Annotated in this window: 17 protein-coding genes; 1 reads left to right on the top strand and 16 read right to left on the bottom strand. The window is 66.9% G+C overall.

What is annotated here, in order from left to right:
- The first annotated feature begins 256 nt into the window (after positions 1–256).
- A complete protein-coding gene (locus tag DCN14_RS16995) occupies positions 257–736 on the top strand; it encodes a DUF721 domain-containing protein (protein ID WP_096506393.1) in 480 nt (159 codons plus the stop codon).
- A 79-nt stretch (positions 737–815) separates the two neighbouring features.
- Here DCN14_RS16995 and lpxC read toward each other — a convergent pair whose 3' ends face one another.
- From lpxC to rsmH, 16 genes are all read right to left on the bottom strand, one after another.
- On the bottom strand, positions 816–1,733 hold the full coding sequence (gene lpxC / locus DCN14_RS16990) for a UDP-3-O-acyl-N-acetylglucosamine deacetylase (protein ID WP_096506164.1): 918 nt from the start codon (positions 1,731–1,733) through the stop codon (positions 816–818).
- Between the two features lie 241 nt (positions 1,734–1,974).
- Positions 1,975–2,481 carry a peroxiredoxin gene (locus DCN14_RS16985; RefSeq protein ID WP_096506162.1) on the bottom strand — a complete coding sequence of 169 codons (507 nt, stop codon included), beginning with the start codon at positions 2,479–2,481 and terminating at the stop codon, positions 1,975–1,977.
- A 190-nt stretch (positions 2,482–2,671) separates the two neighbouring features.
- Positions 2,672–3,868 (bottom strand): cell division protein FtsZ, encoded by a 1,197-nt coding sequence (ftsZ, locus tag DCN14_RS16980; RefSeq protein ID WP_006752448.1) that lies wholly within the window; start codon positions 3,866–3,868, stop codon positions 2,672–2,674.
- 196 nt (positions 3,869–4,064) lie between these two features.
- Positions 4,065–5,297: a cell division protein FtsA gene (gene ftsA / locus DCN14_RS16970; RefSeq protein ID WP_006752447.1), complete on the bottom strand. Its 1,233-nt coding sequence runs from the start codon at positions 5,295–5,297 to the stop codon at positions 4,065–4,067.
- 26 nt (positions 5,298–5,323) lie between these two features.
- A complete protein-coding gene (locus tag DCN14_RS16965; protein WP_096506160.1) occupies positions 5,324–6,076 on the bottom strand; it encodes a cell division protein FtsQ/DivIB in 753 nt (250 codons plus the stop codon).
- 19 nt (positions 6,077–6,095) lie between these two features.
- The gene (locus tag DCN14_RS16960) at positions 6,096–7,037 is read right to left on the bottom strand and encodes a D-alanine--D-alanine ligase (protein ID WP_096506158.1); all 942 of its coding nucleotides are present in this window, start codon (positions 7,035–7,037) and stop codon (positions 6,096–6,098) included.
- Position 7,038: 1 nt separating this feature from the next.
- Complete coding sequence (gene murC / locus DCN14_RS16955; RefSeq protein ID WP_096506156.1) at positions 7,039–8,436, bottom strand: UDP-N-acetylmuramate--L-alanine ligase; 1,398 nt, start codon at positions 8,434–8,436, stop codon at positions 7,039–7,041.
- Between the two features lie 79 nt (positions 8,437–8,515).
- A complete protein-coding gene (gene murG, locus DCN14_RS16950; RefSeq protein ID WP_096506154.1) occupies positions 8,516–9,619 on the bottom strand; it encodes an undecaprenyldiphospho-muramoylpentapeptide beta-N-acetylglucosaminyltransferase in 1,104 nt (367 codons plus the stop codon).
- On the bottom strand, positions 9,616–10,899 hold the full coding sequence (gene ftsW / locus DCN14_RS16945) for a putative lipid II flippase FtsW (RefSeq protein ID WP_096506152.1): 1,284 nt from the start codon (positions 10,897–10,899) through the stop codon (positions 9,616–9,618). Before ftsW ends, murG begins: the two co-directional genes overlap by 4 nt.
- Complete coding sequence (gene murD, locus DCN14_RS16940; protein ID WP_096506150.1) at positions 10,896–12,407, bottom strand: UDP-N-acetylmuramoyl-L-alanine--D-glutamate ligase; 1,512 nt, start codon at positions 12,405–12,407, stop codon at positions 10,896–10,898. Before murD ends, ftsW begins: the two co-directional genes overlap by 4 nt.
- Positions 12,408–12,435: 28 nt before the next feature.
- Positions 12,436–13,605, bottom strand: coding sequence for a phospho-N-acetylmuramoyl-pentapeptide-transferase (mraY, locus tag DCN14_RS16935; RefSeq protein ID WP_096506148.1), 1,170 nt, complete (start codon positions 13,603–13,605; stop codon positions 12,436–12,438).
- Positions 13,606–13,621: 16 nt separating this feature from the next.
- Positions 13,622–15,028, bottom strand: a complete 1,407-nt coding sequence (murF, locus tag DCN14_RS16930) for a UDP-N-acetylmuramoyl-tripeptide--D-alanyl-D-alanine ligase (protein ID WP_096506146.1) — start codon at positions 15,026–15,028, stop codon at positions 13,622–13,624.
- Entirely contained in the window at positions 15,025–16,563 is a 1,539-nt protein-coding gene (locus DCN14_RS16925; RefSeq protein WP_096506144.1) for a UDP-N-acetylmuramoyl-L-alanyl-D-glutamate--2,6-diaminopimelate ligase, read from the bottom strand. Before DCN14_RS16925 ends, murF begins: the two co-directional genes overlap by 4 nt.
- On the bottom strand, positions 16,560–18,410 hold the full coding sequence (locus DCN14_RS16920) for a penicillin-binding protein 2 (protein WP_096506142.1): 1,851 nt from the start codon (positions 18,408–18,410) through the stop codon (positions 16,560–16,562). Before DCN14_RS16920 ends, DCN14_RS16925 begins: the two co-directional genes overlap by 4 nt.
- A complete protein-coding gene (ftsL, locus tag DCN14_RS16915) occupies positions 18,407–18,748 on the bottom strand; it encodes a cell division protein FtsL (protein WP_096506140.1) in 342 nt (113 codons plus the stop codon). Before ftsL ends, DCN14_RS16920 begins: the two co-directional genes overlap by 4 nt.
- Complete coding sequence (rsmH, locus tag DCN14_RS16910) at positions 18,745–19,686, bottom strand: 16S rRNA (cytosine(1402)-N(4))-methyltransferase RsmH (protein ID WP_096506138.1); 942 nt, start codon at positions 19,684–19,686, stop codon at positions 18,745–18,747. Before rsmH ends, ftsL begins: the two co-directional genes overlap by 4 nt.
- Positions 19,687–19,708: the final 22 nt, after the last annotated feature.

Genomic DNA, 19,708 nt, shown 5'->3' with positions numbered 1-19,708 from the left:
TGCGTCGCAGCACCGGCGCCCGGCGCGTGATGCGCGCCCCGACGCCCGAGCCTCGGCGGCTTAGCGAATTAGTGGACTCAAACGAGGAATTTTAGCACGCGGGAACGCATGCGCCCGTGTCCCGGCAGGACGCCCGGTGCGCACCGGCAAGCGGGGCCGCTACACGGCCGGCAGCCCGAAAGCCGCGCGTACGCAGGCCTGCGCGGGTACAATCGGCGTCAACGTCCGCGCGCATGCGCGCCCGAAGAATGCCTCGATGAACCGATTTAACAAGCGTTTCGGCCCGCTCGCCGCGCATCGCCCGCAACCCGTGTCCGAAGTGCTCAACCGCACCGACGCGTTCGCGGCGCTGCGCGCCGGCGTCGAACAGGTCGCGTCGCTGCAGCGCGACCTCGCCGCGCTCCTGCCCGACTATCTTGCGAATCATGTCGAACCGGGGTCCATCAAGGACGGCACCCTGACCCTCTTTGCCGCGCACAATGCGCTCGCTGCCCGGCTGCGGCAGGTCGAGCCGCGGCTGCTCGCCGATCTGCAAAAGCGCGGCTGGCCGGCTTCGGCGCTGCGCGTGCGCGTGCGGCCGAAGGACGCGCCGGAACCGCCGCACGTGAAGCAGGCGCGCATGACGACGGCCGGCGCCGCCGCGTTGCGCGACCTCGCCGATCACCTCGAGCCGTCGCCGCTGCAGGCCGCGCTGGCACGAATGGCCGCGCGGCACGGCGCGAAGTCGTCGCGCTGAGCGCGCCGCTCCGGCAGCGGCCCAGCAACAAAAAAGCGACCCGAAGGTCGCTTTTTTTATCGTTCGTACCGGATGCCGATCAGGCGAAGGCCGTCTGCGTGTCGAACGCGAAGCCGCTCGGTGCGGTCTGCGGATCGTCGAACGTGACGATCTCGTACGCATCTTCGTGCGCGAGCAGTTCGCGCAGCAGCCGGTTGTTCAGCCCGTGACCCGACTTGTACGCCGTGTACGACGCGAGCAGCGGATGGCCAATCACGTACAGGTCGCCGATCGCATCGAGCATCTTGTGCTTCACGAATTCGTCGTCGTAGCGCAGCCCGTCGTTGTTCAGGATGCGGTACTCGTCAAGGACGATCGCGTTGTCCATGCTGCCGCCGCGTGCCAGTCCCATCTCGCGCAGCATCTCGGCTTCGTGCGCGAAGCCGAACGTGCGCGCACGCGCGATCTCGCGCACATACGACGTGTTCGCGAAATCGACCTCGAGCTCCTGCCCCGTCTTGTCGACGGCCGGGTGACGGAAATCGATCGAGAACTTCAGCTTGAAACCGAAATACGGATCGAGGCGCGCGAACTTGTCGCCATCGCGGATCTCGACCGTCTTCTTCACCTTGATGAAGCGCTTCGGCGCGTTCTGCTCCTCGATGCCGGCGGACTGGATCAGGAACACGAAGGTCGCCGCGCTGCCGTCCATGATCGGGATTTCCTCGGCCGTCACGTCGACATACAGGTTGTCGATGCCGAGCCCCGCGCACGCGGACATCAGGTGCTCGACCGTCGACACGCGCACGCCATCCTTCTGCAGCACCGACGCGAGCCGCGTGTCGCCGATCGACGTCGCCGTGGCGGGAATGTCGACAGGCGTGGGCAGATCGACGCGCGAAAAGACGATGCCCGTGCCCGGCGCGGCGGGACGGAGCGTCAGCTCGATCTTGCGGCCCGAGTGGACACCGATCCCAACGGTCTTCACGATGGATTTGATGGTGCGCTGCTTCAACATGGTGTTCTTCGCCTTGATTGAAGATATCAATCAGGAGTTATATTCGATAGGCGGGATTATAGCGTAATTCCCTATTCAACGCTGTTTGAAACTGCGTATCAATCTGTTTCGACTGTTTACCCGCGTCGATACGGGACGAGCCGATGCCCGGAACGGAGGCGTTTCCGGTCATCGGCCCGTGTTACAACTGCCCTGAGGCCCGGTGAGCAGCGTTGCCGTCAGGCAACGGCGCACCGCACGATCAGGACGTCAACGTCGCGAGCACACTCGCCGCATCGCTCACTTCGAACTTGCCCGGCGCTTCGACGGCCAGCGTCTTGACCACACCGTCGTCGATCACCATCGCGTAGCGCAGGGAACGGATTCCCATGCCACGCGCGGACAAATCCTGCGTCAGCCCCAGCGCATGAGTGAAAGCAGCGCTGCCGTCCGCCATCATGCGCACCTTGCCCGCGGTGTGCAGATCACGTCCCCATGCGCCCATCACGAATGCGTCGTTGACGGACACGCACCAGAGCTCGTCGATGCCCGCCGAGCGCAGTTGCTCGGCGTGCTCGACATAGCCCGGCACATGCTGCGCCGAGCAGGTCGGCGTGAAAGCGCCCGGCAATCCGAAGATCACCACCCGCTTTCCCGCAACCTGGTCGCGCACGCTGTAGGCATTCGGCCCAAGCGTGCACCCTTCGCGCGCGTCGTCGATGAACTCGAACAGTTGCGCGTCGGGCAGCGCGTCGCCCACTTGAATCATGGCTGGTCCCTCATAGCGATACGGTTTTCAGCGTGTTGCGGACAGCACGTCCCATCCCGCTCCGCTCATGCGAAGAGGGCACGTCTCCCGGCCCGGCGTCGCATCCGACGCGGCCTGTCGTGGTCCGTGGCATCCGTCACGCCGGCGTTACCGCGGCGACCCCGTCGCGGCTTCGCCTGTGTGTGCGTCGTCAGTCAGCCTGCTTGCGCAGGAAAGCCGGAATGTCGTACGTGTCGACACCCTTCTCCTGCAGCGCCTGCACGTGCGATGCCGCGGTTTCGCGCGAGTTGCGCCACACCGCCGGCGTATCGAGCGCGCCGTAGTCGGCCGTGCTGACGTGTTGCGGCTGTGCATAGCCGTGCGAGACCGCGCTGACCGGCTGGTTGTCGGTACCCGTGCGCAGCAGCGTCATCGGAGCCGATTGCTGCTTCTTCGCCGCACGGCCCAGACCCGTCGCCACGACCGTCACGCGCAATGCATCGCCCATCGCGTCGTCGTACACCGCACCGAAGATCACCGTCGCATCTTCCGCCGCGTAGCTCTTGATCGTGTTCATCACTTCGCGCGTTTCCGACAGACGCAGCGAACGGCTCGACGTGATGTTGACCAGCACGCCGCGCGCGCCCGACAGATCGACGCCTTCGAGCAGCGGGCTCGCCACGGCCTGTTCCGCCGCGAGGCGTGCGCGATCGACGCCGGCGACCGTCGCCGTGCCCATCATCGCCTTGCCCTGCTCGCCCATCACCGTCTTCACGTCTTCGAAGTCGACGTTCACGAGGCCATCGACATTGATGATTTCGGCGATGCCCGCGACTGCGTTGTTCAACACGTCGTCCGCGCACTGGAAGCACTTGTCCATCTCGGCGTCATCGCCCATCACGTCGAACAGCTTGTCGTTCAGGACGACGATCAGCGAGTCGACGTGATCCTCCAGTTGCTGCGAGCCTGCTTCCGCGACGCGCATGCGCTTGCCGCCTTCGAACTCGAACGGCTTGCTGACGACGCCAACCGTCAGGATGCCCATCTCTTTCGCGATCTGCGCGACCACCGGCGCTGCGCCCGTGCCCGTGCCACCGCCCATGCCGGCCGTGATGAACACCATGTGCGCGCCACGCAGTGCGTCCGCGATGCGCTCACGTGCTTCTTCCGCTGCCGCACGACCCATTTCCGGCTTCGCACCGGCGCCAAGGCCCGTGTTGCCCAGCTGGATCACCGACGATGCGCGCGAACGCGACAGCGCCTGGGCGTCCGTGTTCATCACGATGAAGTCGACGCCCTGCACGCCGCGGTTGATCATGTGCTGGACGGCATTGCCGCCAGCGCCGCCAACGCCGACCACCTTGATGATGGTGCCGTTGGTTTCGGTTTCCAGCATTTCGAATTCCATTGTTGCCTCCGTCAAGAAAATAAACCTGCTCGGCCGTTATTCGGCAGGAGATCGGGCAACCCCCTGTCGCGCGCCAGCCGCCGGCACCAGCGCGAATTTCGATTCGTTTCTTTCGTCCCCAGGAAAACGCCGGGTCGCCCGATGTTTTCCTGGCCCCTTCGGGGGGCAGGCTCGGCGTGCCGAGCCGTGAGGGTTTTCAAAAATTGCTCAGGAACCATTCCTTCATCCGCGAGAAGATCTGCCCCGCGTTGCCGGACTGCACGGCGACCTTGCGGCCGCGCATGCGCTGGGCACTGCCTTCGACGAGCAGGCCCATCGCCGTCGAGTAGCGCGGATTGCGCACCACGTCGGCAAGGCCGCCCGCATATTCCGGCGCACCGATGCGCACCGGCTTCAGGAAAATGTCTTCGCCGAGCTCGACCATGCCCGGCATCATCGAAGCCCCGCCGGTAATGACCACGCCGGAGCTCAGCAGTTCTTCGTAACCCGACTCGCGCACGACCTGCTGCACGAGCGAGAACAGCTCCTCGACGCGCGGCTCGATCACCGCGGCGAGCGCCTGGCGCGACAGCGTGCGCGGACCGCGTTCGCCGAGGCCCGGCACTTCGACCATTTCGTCCGGATCGGCGAGCGCCTGCTTCGCGATGCCGTAGCCGACCTTGATGTCTTCCGCATCCGGCGTCGGCGTGCGCAGCGCCATCGCGATGTCGCTCGTGATCTGGTCGCCGGCGATCGGAATCACCGCGGTGTGACGGATCGCGCCTTCGGCGAAGATCGCGATGTCGGTCGTGCCGCCGCCGATGTCGACCAGCACCACGCCGAGATCCTTCTCGTCTTCCGTCAGCACGGCCAGCGACGACGCCAGCGGCTGCAGGATCAGGTCGTTTACTTCCAGCCCGCAGCGGCGCACGCACTTGACGATGTTCTGCGCGGCGCTGACCGCGCCCGTCACGATGTGCACCTTCACCTCGAGGCGGATGCCGCTCATCCCGATCGGCTCGCGTACGTCTTCCTGGCCGTCGATGATGAATTCCTGCGTGAGGATGTGCAGCACCTGCTGGTCGGTCGGGATGTTGATCGCCTTGGCGGTCTCGATCACGCGCGCGACGTCGGTCTGCGTGACTTCCTTGTCCTTGATCGCGACCATCCCGCTCGAGTTGAAGCTGCGGATGTGGCTGCCCGCGATCCCCGTAAACACGTTGGTGATCTTGCAGTCGGCCATCAGCTCGGCTTCCTCGAGCGCGCGCTGGATCGACTGCACGGTGGCCTCGATGTTGACCACCACGCCCTTCTTCAGACCTTTCGATTCGCTCTGGCCGAGGCCGATGACCTCGTAATGGCCTTCGCCCTTCAGCTCGGCGACGATGGCCACCACCTTCGACGTGCCGATGTCGAGGGAAACCAGCAGATCCTTGTAGTCTTTGCTCATAAAGTGCTCTTGCGTGTGATCTCTCGTTACTTCTTGCGCTTGTCGGTATCGGTCAGGAACCGCATGCCTGCCGCACGAATCGCGAATCCGTTCGGATAACGCAGGTCCGCGTACTCGATGTCGTTGCCCCAGCGCTCCGTGACAGCCGGCCATGCGGCGACGAGGCGCTGGCTCCGGTCGTGCAGGGTTTCGCTGGTGCGTTCCTTGCCCAGTTCGACCTGCATGCCGTTCGACAGCTTCACCGTCCACGCGTAACGCGCCGACAGCGTCACTTCTTCAGGCGCCGCCTTCAACGGCGCAAACCAGTTCGTGAAGTCGCGATACCGCGTGACGACTTCCTTCGCACTGCCCTCCGGGCCGTCGAACGCGGGCAGTTCGTGATCCAGCTCGCCCTGGTTCGCGGTGAACAGCTCGCCATCGGTGCTCACGAGCTGCGCGCTGCCCCAGGTCCCGAGCGGTTTGTACTCCTCGAGCGTGACAGCCAGCGCATTCGGCCACACCCGCCGCACGCTCGCATGCCGCACCCACGGCATCTGCTCGAACGCGGCACGCGCCGTGTCGAGATCGACCGTGAAGAAATTGCCCTTCAGCCTGCCGACCACGCCGGCGCGCACCGTCGGCGTGTTGATGTGCTCGGTGTCGCCGTCGATCCGGATTTCGCGCAGCGCGAACGTCGGACGCTGGATCAGCCAGTAGCAGCCGGCCGCCGCCAACACGAGCAGCAACAGCGCGTACAGCGCGCTGGCGGCAAGGTTGAGTTGGCGAACGTTGTTCCACATACGTCGTTCCGTTCCTGCGTCAGTCGTTGAGCGTGAGCGACAGCACCTTCACGACCAGCTCCGAATAGCTGATGCCGATCGAGCGCGCGGCCTTCGGCGGCAGCGAATGGTCGGTCATCCCGGGGGCCGTGTTCACTTCCAGGAAATACGCGTTGCCGGCGGCGTCGAGCATGAAGTCCGCGCGGCCCCAGTCGGTGCAGCCCAGCACGTCGAAGGCGCGGCGCGCGATGCGCTTCAGTTCGGTTTCCTGTTCGGCCGGCAGCCCGCACGGGATCAGGTACTGCGTATCGTCGGCGACGTACTTCGCGTGGTAGTCGTAGAACTCGCCGGCCGGCACGATCTTGATCAGCGGCAGGTCGAGATCGCCGGCGATGCACGCGGTGTATTCGCCGCCGCCTTCGATGCTCTTCTCGACGATCACGATCTTGTCATGCGTCGCCGCTTCCGACAGTGCGGCGGGCAACGCGTCGGCCGCCTTCACCTTCAGCACCGCGACGCTCGACCCCTCGCTCGCCGGCTTCACGAACAGCGGCAGGCCGAGCTTCGCGACGATCTCCGTTGCACGCGCCGCGTAATCGTCGCCGCGCATCACCGTTTCGAACGGCGGCGTCGGCACGCCCGTCTGCTGCCACACGAGCTTCGTGCGGAACTTGTCGAGGCCGAGCGCCGAGCCGAGCACGCCGCTGCCCGTGTAGCGGATCCCGTAGAAATCGAGTGCCCCCTGGATCTGGCCGTTCTCGCCATAGCCGCCATGCAGCGCGTTGAACGCGCGCACGAAGCCTTCGTCCTTCAGCGCCGACAACGGCCGCTCGGCCGGGTCGAACGGATGCGCATCGATGCCCGCATCGCGCAGGCCCTGCAGCACGAGGCGGCCCGAGGTGAGCGACACCTCGCGCTCGGCGGATTCGCCGCCGAACAACACCGCCACCTTGCCGAAACGTTTCGGATCGATCCCGCTCATGTCATCCCTTCTGTTGCGTGTTCTGCACGATCTTCGCCGGCACGCCGCCGATCGAACCCGCGCCCATCGTGATCACTACGTCGCCGTTCTGCGCGACCTTCGCCAATGCATCCGGCACGTCGTCGACCGACGCGACGAACACCGGTTCAACCTTGCCCGCGGCGCGCAGCGCGCGCGACAGCGCGTCGCCGTTGGCCGTCGCGATCGCCGCCTCGCCGGCCGCATAGACTTCCGTCAGCACCAGTGCGTCGACCGTCGACAGCACGTTGACGAAGTCGTCGAAACAGTCGCGCGTGCGCGTATAGCGGTGCGGCTGGAACGCCAGCACGAGGCGACGGCCCGGGAACGCACCGCGCGCGGCCGCGACCGTCGCGGCCATCTCGACCGGGTGATGACCGTAATCGTCGATCAGCGTGTACTGGCCGCCGTCCGCGCTCGGCACCTCGCCATAGCGCTGGAAGCGCCGGCCGACGCCGTTGAATTCCGCCAGCGCCAGCTGGATCGCGTCGTCCGACACGCCGAGATCGGTCGCGATCGCGATCGCCGCGAGCGCGTTCTGCACGTTGTGCAGGCCCGGCAGGTTCAGCACCACCGCGAGCGGCGAGCGGCCGTCGCGGATCACCGTGAAATGCATCCGGCCGTCGCGCGCGTCGATGTCTTCGGCGCGCACCTGCGCGTCCGCCGACAGCCCGTAGCGCACGACCGGCTTCGAGATGAACGGGATGATCTGGCGCACGTTCGGATCGTCGACGCACACGACCGCGCTGCCGTAGAACGGCAGGCGCTGCGTGAATTCGATGAACGCCTGCTTGAGCCGCGCGAAATCGTGGCCGTAGGTGTCCATGTGGTCAGCGTCGATGTTCGTGATGACTTCGATCACCGGATACAGGTTCAGGAACGATGCGTCCGACTCGTCGGCCTCGGCGACGATGAAGTCGCCCGTGCCGAGCCGCGCGTTCGCGCCGGCGCTGATCAGCCGGCCGCCGATCACGAAGGTCGGGTCCAGCCCGCCCGCCGCGAGCACGCTCGCGACGAGGCTCGTCGTCGTGGTCTTGCCGTGCGTGCCGGCGATCGCGATCCCCTGCTTCAGGCGCATCAGTTCCGCGAGCATCACCGCGCGCTGCACGATCGGCACGCGCTGGTGACGCGCGGCCAGCACTTCCGGGTTGTCCGAGCGCACGGCCGTCGATACGACGACCGCGTTCGCGCCCGCGATGTTCGCCGCATCGTGGCCGATCGCGATCCGCGCGCCGAGCGCCTCGAGACGATCGGTCACCGCGTTGCGCGACAGGTCCGAGCCGCTGACCTCGTAGCCGAGGTTGACGAGCACTTCGGCGATACCGCTCATGCCCGCGCCGCCGATCCCGACGAAATGAATATGTTTGACGATGTGTTTCATGTCAGCCTCCGCCGGGCCGCCCCAAGGAGGCTGACCGCCCCCTCGGGGGGCAGCGAACGAAGTGAGCGTGAGGGTTGTTTCATTTAAGTTGTTCCAGGTTCGCGCCGGCCACCTTCGCGCAGACGCGCGCGACTTCATCGGTGGCCTCGGGCTTTGCCAGCGAGCGCGAACGCTCCGCCATGTCCGCGAGCGACGCCCGCGACTGGCCGCGCAGCCAGTCGGCAAGCAGTTCCGCCGACAGGTCGCGTTGTTGCACCAGCACCGCTGCCCCCGCATCGGCGAGGAACGCGGCATTGGTCGTCTGGTGATCGTCGACCGCGTACGGGAACGGCACGAACAGCGCCGCCACGCCCACCGCCGCGATCTCCGACACCGTCATCGCGCCGGAGCGGCAGATCACGAGATCCGCCGCCGCGTATGCGCTCGCCATGTCGTCGATGAACGGCACGAGCCGGACGTCGTCGTCGCCGGCGAACCCGGCCGCTTCGTAGTTCGCTTTCAGCGCGTCGATGTGTTTCGCGCCGGCCTGATGCACGATGCGCGGGCGCTCGCCCGGCGTCAGCAGCGCCAGCGCGCGCGGCACGACTTCGTTCAGCGCCGCGGCGCCGAGACTGCCGCCGACGACCAGCACGTTCAGCGGACCGCTGCGCGATGCATAGCGTGCTTTGGGCGTTTCCGTGCGCGCAAGTTCCGCGCGGATCGGATTACCGGTCCATTCCGCGTGCGGCAGCGCACCGGGGAACGCGACCAGCACGCGCTTCGCGAATTTCGCGAGCACCTTGTTCGCGAGGCCCGCGATCGAATTCTGTTCGTGCAGCACGAGCGGACGGCCCGACAGCGCGGTCATCACGCCCGCCGGGAACGTGATGTAGCCGCCCATCCCGAGCACGACGTCCGGCCGCACGCGGCGCAGCGCGCCGAGGCTCTGCCAGCACGCGCGCAGCAGGTTGAGCGGCAGCGTCAGCTTGGTCTTCAGGCCCTTGCCGCGCAGCCCGCCGAAACGCACGTACTCCATCGGAATGCCATGCTTCGGCACCAGCGTCGCTTCCATCCCGGCCGGATTGCCGAGCCATACCACGCGCCAGCCCGCCGCTTCCATCCGGTGCGCGACAGCGAGCCCCGGGAACACGTGGCCCCCGGTGCCGCCTGCCATCACCATCAGCGTGCGTCGCGACGCGGTCATACCTTCCCTCCCCGCATCAGTACGCGATTTTCATAGTCCACACGCAGCAACACCGCGAGCGCGACGCAGTTCAGCAGGATGCCCGAACCGCCGTAGCTCACGAGCGGCAGCGTCAGGCCCTTGGTCGGCAGCAGGCCGAGGTTCACGCCCATGTTGATGAAGGTCTGCGCACCGAACCAGATACCGATGCCCTTCGCCATCAGGCCCGCGAACGTGCGATCCAGCGCGAGCGCCTGGCGGCCGATCTCGAACGAGCGGCGCACGATCCAGTAGAACAGCAGGATCACGACCAGCACGCCGACGAAACCGAGTTCCTCGCCGATCACCGCGAGGATGAAGTCGGTATGCGCTTCCGGCAGGTAGTTCAGCTTCTCGACGCTGCCGCCGAGGCCGACGCCGAACCACTCGCCGCGGCCGAACGCGATCAGCGAGTGCGTGAGCTGGTATGCCTTGCCCTGCGCGTAGCGTTCGTCCCACGGATCGAGATACGCGAAGATCCGCTCGCGACGCCACGGCGACAGCCACACCAGCATCGTGAAAGTGCCGACCGCCGTCGCGACGAGGCCGCCGAACAGCTTGCCGTTCACGCCGCCGAGGAACAGCACGCCCATCGCGATCGCGGCGACCACCATGAACGCGCCCATGTCAGGTTCGAGCAGCAGCAGCGCGCCGACGAGACCGACCGCGAACGCCATCGGCAGGAAGCCCTTCGCGAAGCTCTGCATGTACTCCTGCTTGCGCACCGTGTAGTTCGCCGCGTAGATCGTCACCGCGAGCTTCATGATTTCCGACGGCTGCATGTTCGTGATGCCGAGCGGAATCCAGCGGCGCGCGCCGTTCACGCCCTTGCCGATGTGCGGAATCAGCACGATCACGAGGCCGACGAGCGCAATCAGGAAGAGATGCGGTGCGTATTTGTCCCACGTCGAGATCGGCACGCGGAACGCGATCACCGCCGCGATGAACGCGACGACGAGCGAGATGACGTGGCGCATCAGGAACGCGTAATCGTGGTACGACGCGTATTTCGGCGAATCGGGCATCGCGATCGACGCCGAATACACCATCACGACGCCGAGCCCGAGCAGCGCGATCGCGACCCACAGCAGCGAGTAATCGAAGTCGAGCATCCGCGAACGGCTCGGCCGCACGCCGTTGACGACGCTCGCGAGGCCGCCCGTCGCGGCGCGCGTGGCCGATGCGACGCGGCCGCCCGCGGCATTGCCGCCGGTGTCGCGTCGATCGTTGAAACGGGAGACGAGGCGATCGGACCAGCTCATGACGTCGCTCCTTTGTCGATGGCGATTTCATCCACCGCCGCGCGGAACACGTCCGCGCGATGGGCGTAGTTCTTGAACATGTCGAGACTCGCGCAGGCGGGCGACAGCAGCACCGCGTCGCCCGGTTCGGCGAGATCGGCGGCGGCACGCACCGCGTCTTCGAGCGTCGCGTGGTCGACGAGCGGCACGCCGGTTTCGGCGAGCGTGTCGCGGATCGCCGGCGCATCGCGGCCGATCAGCATCACCGCACGGCACCAGCGCGCGACCGGCGCGACCAGTGGCGCGAAATCCTGCCCCTTGCCGTCGCCGCCCGCGATCAGCACGGTCTTCTGCGCAAGCCCGTCGAGCGCGGCAACCGTCGCGCCGACGTTCGTTCCCTTGCTGTCGTCGACGTAGTCGACGTCGTCGATCGTCGCGATCACTTCGACGCGATGCGCTTCGCCGCGGTATTCGCGCAGCGCGTGCAGCAGCGGCGCGGCCGGCAGGTCGATCGCACGGGCGAGCGCGAACGCGGCCAGCGCGTTCGCCGCGTTGTGCAGCCCGCGGATGCGCAGCGCGTCGGCCGGCATCAGGCGCTTCTGCGCGATGTCGGGCGTATGCGCGCCGTCGCGCTTGCGCCGGCGGCTCGTGGTCGTCTCGTCCGGCGCATCGCGATCGACCGCTTCCACCAGCCACGCGATGCCGTTGTCGCGCGACAGCCCGTAGTCGCCGTCCTGCGCCGGTTCGTTCAGGCCGAACGTGACCGTGCGTGCCGCATCGGCGGCGCCCGCCGCCGGTGCGAACTTCATCACGGCCGCGTCGTCGCGGTTCAGCACGCGCGTCGTCGTCGCGCCGAAGATCCGGCCCTTCGCTGCGGCATACGCGTCGAAGCTGCCATGCCAGTCGAGGTGATCCTGCGTGATGTTCAGGATCGCCGCTGCATCGGGCGCGAACGTGCGCGCGGTCTCGAGCTGGAAGCTCGACAGTTCGAGCACCCACACGTCGGGCAGCGCGGTGTCGTCGATCGCACCCGCGAGCCGGTCGAGCATCGCCGGACTGATGTTGCCGGCAACGGCAACCTTCTTGCCGGAGCGCTGGCACAGCAGGCCCGTGAGGCTCGTCGTCGTGGTCTTGCCGTTGGTGCCGGTGATCGCGAGCACCTTCGGCTGGTAGCCGCTCGTGCCGAGCGCGCGCAGCGCCTGCGCGAAGAATTCCAGTTCGCCCCACACCGCGATCCCGCGCTCGTTCGCGGCCGCGATCAGCGCCGCGAGCTCCGGTTCGAGCGGCGACAGGCCGGGGCTCAGCCCGACGATCTCGATGCCGCCGTCGAGCAGCGCGGGCGCAAACGGCCCACCGACGAACTCGGCATCGATCCCTTCAGCCTGCAACGCGGCAAGGTTCGGCGGCGCCTCGCGGGTATCGGCAATACGCAGCCGGCACCCGTGCCTCGCGCACCACCGCGCGATCGCGAGACCCGACTCTCCGAGCCCCAGCACGAGCACCATCGGCCGTTGCCGATCTCCAAACATCTCGCCAGACATCCTTGTTACCTTTCCTTTACCGCAACTTGAGGGTGGACAGACCGAACAGGCACAGCATCAACGTGATGATCCAGAAACGCACCACCACCTGCGTTTCCTTCCAGCCGGACAATTCGAAATGGTGATGCAGCGGCGCCATCTTCAGCAGGCGGCGCCCTTCGCCGTAACGCTTCTTCGTGTACTTGAACCACGACACCTGCAGCATCACCGACAACGTTTCCGCGACGAAGATGCCGCCCATGATGAACAGCACGATTTCCTGGCGCACGATCACCGCGACCGTGCCGAGCGCGCCGCCGAGCGCCAACGCACCGACGTCGCCCATGAACACCTGGGCGGGGTGCGTGTTGTACCAGAGGAACGCGAGCCCTGCCCCGCCCATCGCGGAACAGAAGATCAGCAGTTCGCCCGCGCCCGGAATGTGCGGAAACAGCAGGTATTTCGAATAGACCGAGCTACCCATCACGTACGCGAACACGCCGAGCGATGCGCCGACCAGTACGACCGGCATGATCACGAGACCGTCGAGGCCGTCGGTCAGGTTTACCGCGTTGCTCGCGCCGACGATCACGAAATAGGTCAGCACGATGAAGCCCCAGACACCGAGCGGATAGCTGATCGATTTCAGGAACGGCAACATCAGGTCGGCACGCGCGGGCAGCCCCATCGACAGGCCGCTCCTCACCCACGCCATGAACAGGTCGAACACGCGCACGTTGTTCGCCTCGGACACGCTGAAGGCAAGATAGACCGCCGCGAACAGGCCGATCACCGACTGCCAGAAATACTTTTCGCGCGACGACATCCCGCGCGGGTCCTTGTGGACGACCTTGCGGTAGTCGTCGACCCAGCCGATCACGCCGAAGCCGAACGTGACGAGCATCACGATCCATATGAAGCGGTTCGTCAGGTCGCCCCACAGCAGCGTCGCGACCGCGATGCCGATCAGGATCAGCACGCCGCCCATCGTCGGCGTGCCGGACTTGACGAGGTGACTCTGCGGGCCGTCCTTGCGCACGGCCTGCCCGACCTTCATTTGCGTCAGCTTGCGGATCACCCACGGTCCGCACACGAGCCCGATCCCGAGCGCCGTGATGGTGGCCATCACCGCACGGAACGTCAGGTACGTGAACAAGCGCAAAAAGCTTGCGTCTCCTTGCAGCCATTGCGCCAGCGCCAGCAGCATGCTTCCTTCCTTCTACTCAGTGTGCGGCGGGCACCGTGCCCGCCGCGGGTTGGTTCGTCAGCGCGTCGACCACGCGCTCCATCTTCATATACCGCGAGCCCTTCACGAGCACCGTCGCCCGCGCGCCGTAGCCCGCTGCGAGCAGCGTATCGACCAGCGTGCCGACGTCGCCGAAATGGCGGGCCGTGCCGCCGTATGCGGTACAGGCATCGCGCGACGCGTCGCCGAGCGCGAACAGCGCATCGATTCCGCGCTCACGCGCATATGCGCCGATCTCGCGGTGAAATGCCGGTCCTTCGTCGCCGACTTCACCCATGTCGCCGATCACCAGCACCCGCGGCGCCGGTTGCGCGGCCAGCACGTCGATCGCCGCGCGCATCGAGTCGGGGTTCGCGTTGTAGGTGTCGTCGACGATCGTCGCACCTGCGAGACTGCCGGCGCTCGCCTTCCGGACCTGCAGGCGGCCCTTCACCGGCTCGAACGATTCGAGGCCCTGCTTGATCGCCGCCAGCTCGACCCCAGCGGCGAGCGCCGCGGCCGTAGCCGCCAGCGCGTTGCGGGCGTTGTGCTCGCCGAGCGCGCGCAGCCGCAACGTCACCGCGCCTGCCGGCGTGTCGATCGCAAGCTCGCCGCCGTGCAGACGGCCCGTGACCTGCGCATCGACCTGCCGATCGGCGTCGTGCAGCGCGAAATCGAGAATCCGGTTGCCGGTCGCCGCGACACGCCAGATGCCGGCGTACGCGTCGTCCGCCGGAAACACCGCGACGCCGTCCGGCGTCAGCGCGTGGATCACCGCCGCGTGTTCGAGTGCGACGGCTTCGACCGTCGCCATGAATTCCTGGTGCTCGCGCTGCGCGTTGTTGACGAGCGCAACGGTCGGCGCCGCGATGCGCGCGAGGATCTCGGTCTCGCCCGGGTGGTTCATCCCGAGCTCGATCACCGCGATGCGATGCGCGGCCGACAGACGCAGCAGCGTCAGCGGCACGCCGATGTCGTTGTTCAGGTTGCCGGCCGTGGCGAGTCTTGCATCGGCGCCGACTGCCGCAGCGAAGATCGACGCGATCATTTCCTTCACGGTCGTCTTGCCGTTGCTGCCCGTCACCGCGACGAGCGGCACGGCGAATTGCTTGCGCCAGCCGTGCGCGAGCGCGCCGAGCGCGGCACGCGTTTCGCCACCTTCGATGACCGGCATCGCGAGGCCCTCCGGCGCATGCGCGACGAGCGCCGCAGCCGCGCCACGCGCGGCCACGTCGCCGAGGAAGTCGTGCGCATCGAAGCGCTCGCCTTTCAGCGCGACGAACAGGTCGCCGGGGCCGACCGTGCGGCTGTCCGTCGAGACGCGCTCGAACGTGGTGGCCGGATCGCCGTGAACGGCGGCGCCCGGGATCAGGCGGGCGGCTTCGCCGAGACTGAGCATCGTCATTCGCCGCCTCCCTTGCCGTGCGTCGCGCGGGCCGCGAGTGCGAGCCGCGCGTGATCCTGATCGGAGAACGTGCGTTTCTTGCCCATGATTTCCTGCGTCGCCTCGTGGCCCTTGCCGGCCAGCACGACGACATCCTCGCGGGCGGCTCCGCGCACGGCCTGCAGGATCGCGCTCGCGCGATCCTCGATGCGGCGTGCGTGATCGGGCGCGGTCATGCCCGCGATGACCTGGTCGATGATGCGCTGCGGATCCTCGCTGCGCGGGTTGTCGCTCGTGACGACGATTTCATCGGCGAGCCGCTCGGCGATCGCGCCCATCAGCGGGCGCTTCGTCGCATCGCGATCGCCGCCGCAGCCGAACATGCAGACGAGCTTGCCGCCGCGCGCCGCGGCGATCGGGCGCAGCGCGTCGAGCGTCTTCTCGAGCGCGTCGGGCGTATGCGCATAGTCGATCACGACCAGCGGTTCGTCGTTCTGCAGGCGGCCGCCAAGACGCTGCATCCGGCCGTTGACGGGCTCGAGCCGTGCAATCTCGGCCACCGCCGCGTCGAACGGCACGTCGGCCGCGAGCAGCGAGCCGAGCACCGCGAGCAGGTTGCTGACGTTGAACGTGCCGAGCGTGCCGACTTCGACGTCCGTGTCGCCCCACGACGAGCGCAGGTGAAATGCGGTGCCCGTGGCGGTCGCGCGCACGTCGAGCGCGATCAGTTCGCGATCGGCGTCAGGTGCCTGCGCGTCGCCGATCCCGTATGCGATCGTGCGCACGCGGCCGGCCAGCTTCTCGAGCAGGCGGCGGCCGGCAGCGTCGTCGCGGTTGACGACCACAGCGCGCAGCCCGCGCCACGCGAACAGTTTCGCCTTCGCGGCTTCGTACGCGTCGAACGTGCCGTGATAATCGAGGTGATCCTGCGTGAGGTTCGTGAATACGGCGATGTCGAAGGCCGTACCGTTCACCCGCCCCTGATGCAGCGCGTGCGACGACACCTCCATCGCGATGGCCTTCGCGCCCGCGTCGCGCAGTTGCGCGAGGCTGCGCTGTAGTTGCGGCGCGTCCGGCGTCGTGAAGCCCGTCGGTACCAGATGGCCCGGCATGCCGGTGCCGAGCGTGCCGATCAGCGCGCACGGCTGGTGCAGCGCCGTCAGCGCGGCGGCAATCCATTGCGTGCACGACGTCTTGCCGTTCGTCCCGGTCACGCCGACCGCGAGCAGGCTGTCGCTCGGATCGCCATACCAGCCGCTGGCGATCTCGCCGGCCAGCTGGTCGAGCGCCGGCACCGCGAGCGCAACGGGCGCGGCCGGTGCCGCTGCGAGACCGTCCGGCTGATACAGCACGGCGGCCGCGCCACGAGCCACCGCGTCGGCAATGAAAGCGCGATTGTCTGCCCCGTCGACCGCATAGCCGACGAACACGTCGCCGGCCTGCAGGCTGCGCGTGTCGGCATGCAACTGCGCCGCGGGGGCCACATGCTGACGCAGCCACGCGAGCGCGGCTGCGATCTGCTGATGCGCCGGATGGGAACTGCGGGCGGCGCTCATCGAACGACTCCTGGTGAATTACGCGTCGTGCTGGACACGATCATATGCTTCGCGGTGCCGCCTGCCGCCAGCTTCTGCGGGCCCGGCTTGTCCGCAGGCGCGCCCGGCGTATCGTCGGACACGACGAGCTGCTTGATCGGCATGTTCGGCGGCACGTTCAGCGCGCGCAGCGTATCGCCCGCGATCGCCGAGAATACGGGGCCCGACACCTGGCCGCCGAAGTGGCTGCCGGCGGTCGGTTCGTCGACCGACACCGCGACCACGATGCGCGGATTCGGCATCGGCGCCATCCCGACGAACGACGCGCGGTACTTGCGCGTGTAGCCGTGGCCTTCGTGCTTGTACGCGGTACCGCTCTTGCCGCCGACGCGATAGCCGGGCACGGCGGCGTCCGGCGACGTGCCGCCCGGCGCGACCACGGTCTCGAGCATCGTGCGCACTTCGCGCGCGGTGTTCGCCGAGAACACCTGCGTACCCGTGATCTTCTGGTTGGGGTCGGTCTTGAAAATGGTCACCGGCATCTCTTCACCGTCGTGCGCGATCGCGGTGTACGCGCGCGCCAGCTGGAACAGCGACACCGACAGGCCGTAGCCGTACGACATCGTCGCCTGCTCGATGCGGCGCCAGCTCTTCCACGGGCGCAGGCGGCCGGCCGCGGCGCCCGGGAAACCGACCTTCGGCGCCTGGCCGAGACCAATGCTGGTATACATATCCCACATTTCCTCGGGCCGCATCGTCATCGCGATCTTGGTCGCGCCGATGTTGCTCGACTTCTGGATCACGCCACCGACCGTCAGCGTGCCGAAGCCCGCATCGTCGCTGATCGGTGCGCCGTCGAGCACGAAGTGCCCGTTGCCCGTTTCGACGAGCGTGTTCGGCGTCACGCGATGCAGGTCGAGCGCGAGCGATACCGTGAACGGCTTCATGATCGAGCCCGGCTCGAACACGTCGGTGAGGATCCGGTTGCGCAACTGCTCGCCCGTCAGGTGCGAGCGGTCGTTCGGGTTGTAGGTCGGATAGTTGACCAGCGCGAGCACCTCGCCGGTACGCACGTCGACGACCATCGCCGCGCCGGCCTTCGCCTTGAACTTCTCGACGGCGGCCTTCAGGTTCGCGTACGCGATGTACTGGATCTTGCTGTCGATCGACAGGTCGACGTCCGTCCCGTTGTGCGGCGGGATCTGTTCGGCAACGTCCTCGACGATGTGCCCCATCCGGTCCTTGATCACGCGGCGCACGCCCGACGTGCCGGACAGCATCTTCTGGTCGCCCAGTTCGACGCCTTCCTGCCCTTCGTCCTCGACGTTCGTGAAGCCGATCAGGTGGGCGGTGATCTCGCCTTCCGGATAAAAGCGCTTGTATTCGTTGCGCTGGTAGATGCCCGGGATATCGAGTGCCGCGACCTTGTCCGCGACGTCGATCGGCACCTGGCGCTTGACGTAGACGAAACCCTTGTCTTCCGACAGCTTCACGCGCAGTTCCTTCGGCGTCATGCCGAGGAGCTTGCCGAGCTGGTTGATCTTGCCCGCGTCGAGATCGTCGGGCACCGCGTCGGGAATCGCCCAGATCGCGCGCACGGGCAGGCTCGTCGCGAGCACGAGCCCGTTACGGTCGAGAATCTTGCCGCGCGTGGCCGGCAGCTCGAGCGTCCGCTGGTAGCGGCTTTCGCCCTGCTTCTGATAGAACGCGTTGCCCGGCCCCTGGATCCAGAACGCCCGCGCGGCCAGCGCGACGAACGCCATGAACAGCAGGAACACGACAAGCTTCGAGCGCCACATCGGCAGGTGCACGCCGAGCACCGGGCTCGACGAGAATTTCACGTTCTGGCGCTTTTGCGACGGTTTCATCGCGCGCCTCCCTTGCCCTTGGTGGCCGCATCGGCCGAAGCGGGAATCGGTGCGTCGATCGCCTTCACGGCACCCGGCGGCAGCGTCAGGTATTGGGTACGGCCCGTCGTGATCGGCTGCATCTTCAGCGAATCGTTCGCGAGTTGCTCGATGCGCGAGGTCTTCGACAGCGCGCTCTGCTGATACTGAAGCTGCGCGTAGTCCTGCTGGAGCTGACGCTCCTGCGACTGCGCGCGCTGCAACTGGATGAAGAACTGGCGCTGCTGATTCGTCGAGTTGACGACCGACAGCGCGCACCCCATCACGATGATCAACAGAAAGATATTGAAGCGGCTCATGGCGTGACGCGCTCCGCGATGCGCATCACGGCCGACCGGGCACGCGGATTCGCGACGACTTCCGCTTCGCTCGGAAACTGACGGCTGATTATCTTGAGCGGCGGGCTCGGGAGATCGACGGCACGGATCGGCAGGCGACGATCGACCGCAGGCGCACTCGCGTGCGCCTGCATGAATCGCTTGACGATCCGGTCCTCGAGTGAATGAAAGCTGATGACCACCAGCCGCCCCCCTTGCTCCAGCAACGACAATGCCGCGTCTAGTACGACTTGCAGGTCCGCAAGCTCTTGATTGACGTGAATCCGTATAGCCTGAAAGGTGCGGGTTGCCGGATCCTTGCCCTTCTCACGGGTTTTGACGACGTGACCCACGATTTGGGCAAGCTCGCCCGTGGTGTCGAGAGGCCCAAGACGGTCGGACTCTGCCCGGCGAGCAACAAGCGCCTTTGCAATCTGAAAAGCAAACCGTTCTTCCCCATAATCTCGTATCACCTCCGTCAGTTCCTGCACCGATGCCCGTGCGAGCCATTCAGCGGCCGACTCGCCGCGCGTCGGATCCATTCGCATGTCCAGCGGACCATCCGCGCGAAAGCTGAAGCCGCGCGCCGGATCGTCCACCTGCGGCGAGGACACGCCCAGGTCCAGCAACACACCCGATACTTTCTCGACGCCGCGCGCCGCAAGCGCGTCGCGCATCGATGCAAAGCTGTCATGCACGATCGAGAAGCGCGCATCCTCGATGCGCTGCGCCGTCTCGATCGCCCTCGGATCCTTGTCGAACGCGATCAGTCGTCCGGTGGGCGCGAGCCGCGCGAGTACCGCGCGGCTATGCCCGCCCCGCCCGAACGTGCCGTCGACATAAATGCCGTCCGATCGCGTCACGAGCGACTCGACCGCCTCGTCCAGCAACACGGTCCGATGCTGCAATTCGTTTCCCATCGCGGGCGTCTCCGTCACCGCA

Source organism: Burkholderia sp. IDO3, assembly GCF_003366075.1.
GTDB lineage: Bacteria > Pseudomonadota > Gammaproteobacteria > Burkholderiales > Burkholderiaceae > Burkholderia > Burkholderia anthina.
The sequence above is the reverse complement of the archived record's forward strand: the minus strand, read 5'-3'. Positions and strand labels throughout refer to the sequence as shown.

Bases quoted from the DNA above. Each gene is read 5' to 3' on its own strand.
- DCN14_RS16995 (WP_096506393.1), top strand. From the start codon at position 257: ATGAACCGATTTAACAAGCGTTTCGGCCCGCTCGCCGCGCATCGCCCG.
- lpxC (WP_096506164.1), bottom strand. From the start codon at position 1,733: ATGTTGAAGCAGCGCACCATCAAATCCATCGTGAAGACCGTTGGGATC.
- DCN14_RS16985 (WP_096506162.1), bottom strand. From the start codon at position 2,481: ATGATTCAAGTGGGCGACGCGCTGCCCGACGCGCAACTGTTCGAGTTC.
- ftsZ (WP_006752448.1), bottom strand. From the start codon at position 3,868: ATGGAATTCGAAATGCTGGAAACCGAAACCAACGGCACCATCATCAAG.
- ftsA (WP_006752447.1), bottom strand. From the start codon at position 5,297: ATGAGCAAAGACTACAAGGATCTGCTGGTTTCCCTCGACATCGGCACG.
- DCN14_RS16965 (WP_096506160.1), bottom strand. From the start codon at position 6,076: ATGTGGAACAACGTTCGCCAACTCAACCTTGCCGCCAGCGCGCTGTAC.
- DCN14_RS16960 (WP_096506158.1), bottom strand. From the start codon at position 7,037: ATGAGCGGGATCGATCCGAAACGTTTCGGCAAGGTGGCGGTGTTGTTC.
- murC (WP_096506156.1), bottom strand. From the start codon at position 8,436: ATGAAACACATCGTCAAACATATTCATTTCGTCGGGATCGGCGGCGCG.
- murG (WP_096506154.1), bottom strand. From the start codon at position 9,619: ATGACCGCGTCGCGACGCACGCTGATGGTGATGGCAGGCGGCACCGGG.
- ftsW (WP_096506152.1), bottom strand. From the start codon at position 10,899: ATGAGCTGGTCCGATCGCCTCGTCTCCCGTTTCAACGATCGACGCGAC.
- murD (WP_096506150.1), bottom strand. From the start codon at position 12,407: ATGTTTGGAGATCGGCAACGGCCGATGGTGCTCGTGCTGGGGCTCGGA.
- mraY (WP_096506148.1), bottom strand. From the start codon at position 13,605: ATGCTGCTGGCGCTGGCGCAATGGCTGCAAGGAGACGCAAGCTTTTTG.
- murF (WP_096506146.1), bottom strand. From the start codon at position 15,028: ATGACGATGCTCAGTCTCGGCGAAGCCGCCCGCCTGATCCCGGGCGCC.
- DCN14_RS16925 (WP_096506144.1), bottom strand. From the start codon at position 16,563: ATGAGCGCCGCCCGCAGTTCCCATCCGGCGCATCAGCAGATCGCAGCC.
- DCN14_RS16920 (WP_096506142.1), bottom strand. From the start codon at position 18,410: ATGAAACCGTCGCAAAAGCGCCAGAACGTGAAATTCTCGTCGAGCCCG.
- ftsL (WP_096506140.1), bottom strand. From the start codon at position 18,748: ATGAGCCGCTTCAATATCTTTCTGTTGATCATCGTGATGGGGTGCGCG.
- rsmH (WP_096506138.1), bottom strand. From the start codon at position 19,686: ATGGGAAACGAATTGCAGCATCGGACCGTGTTGCTGGACGAGGCGGTC.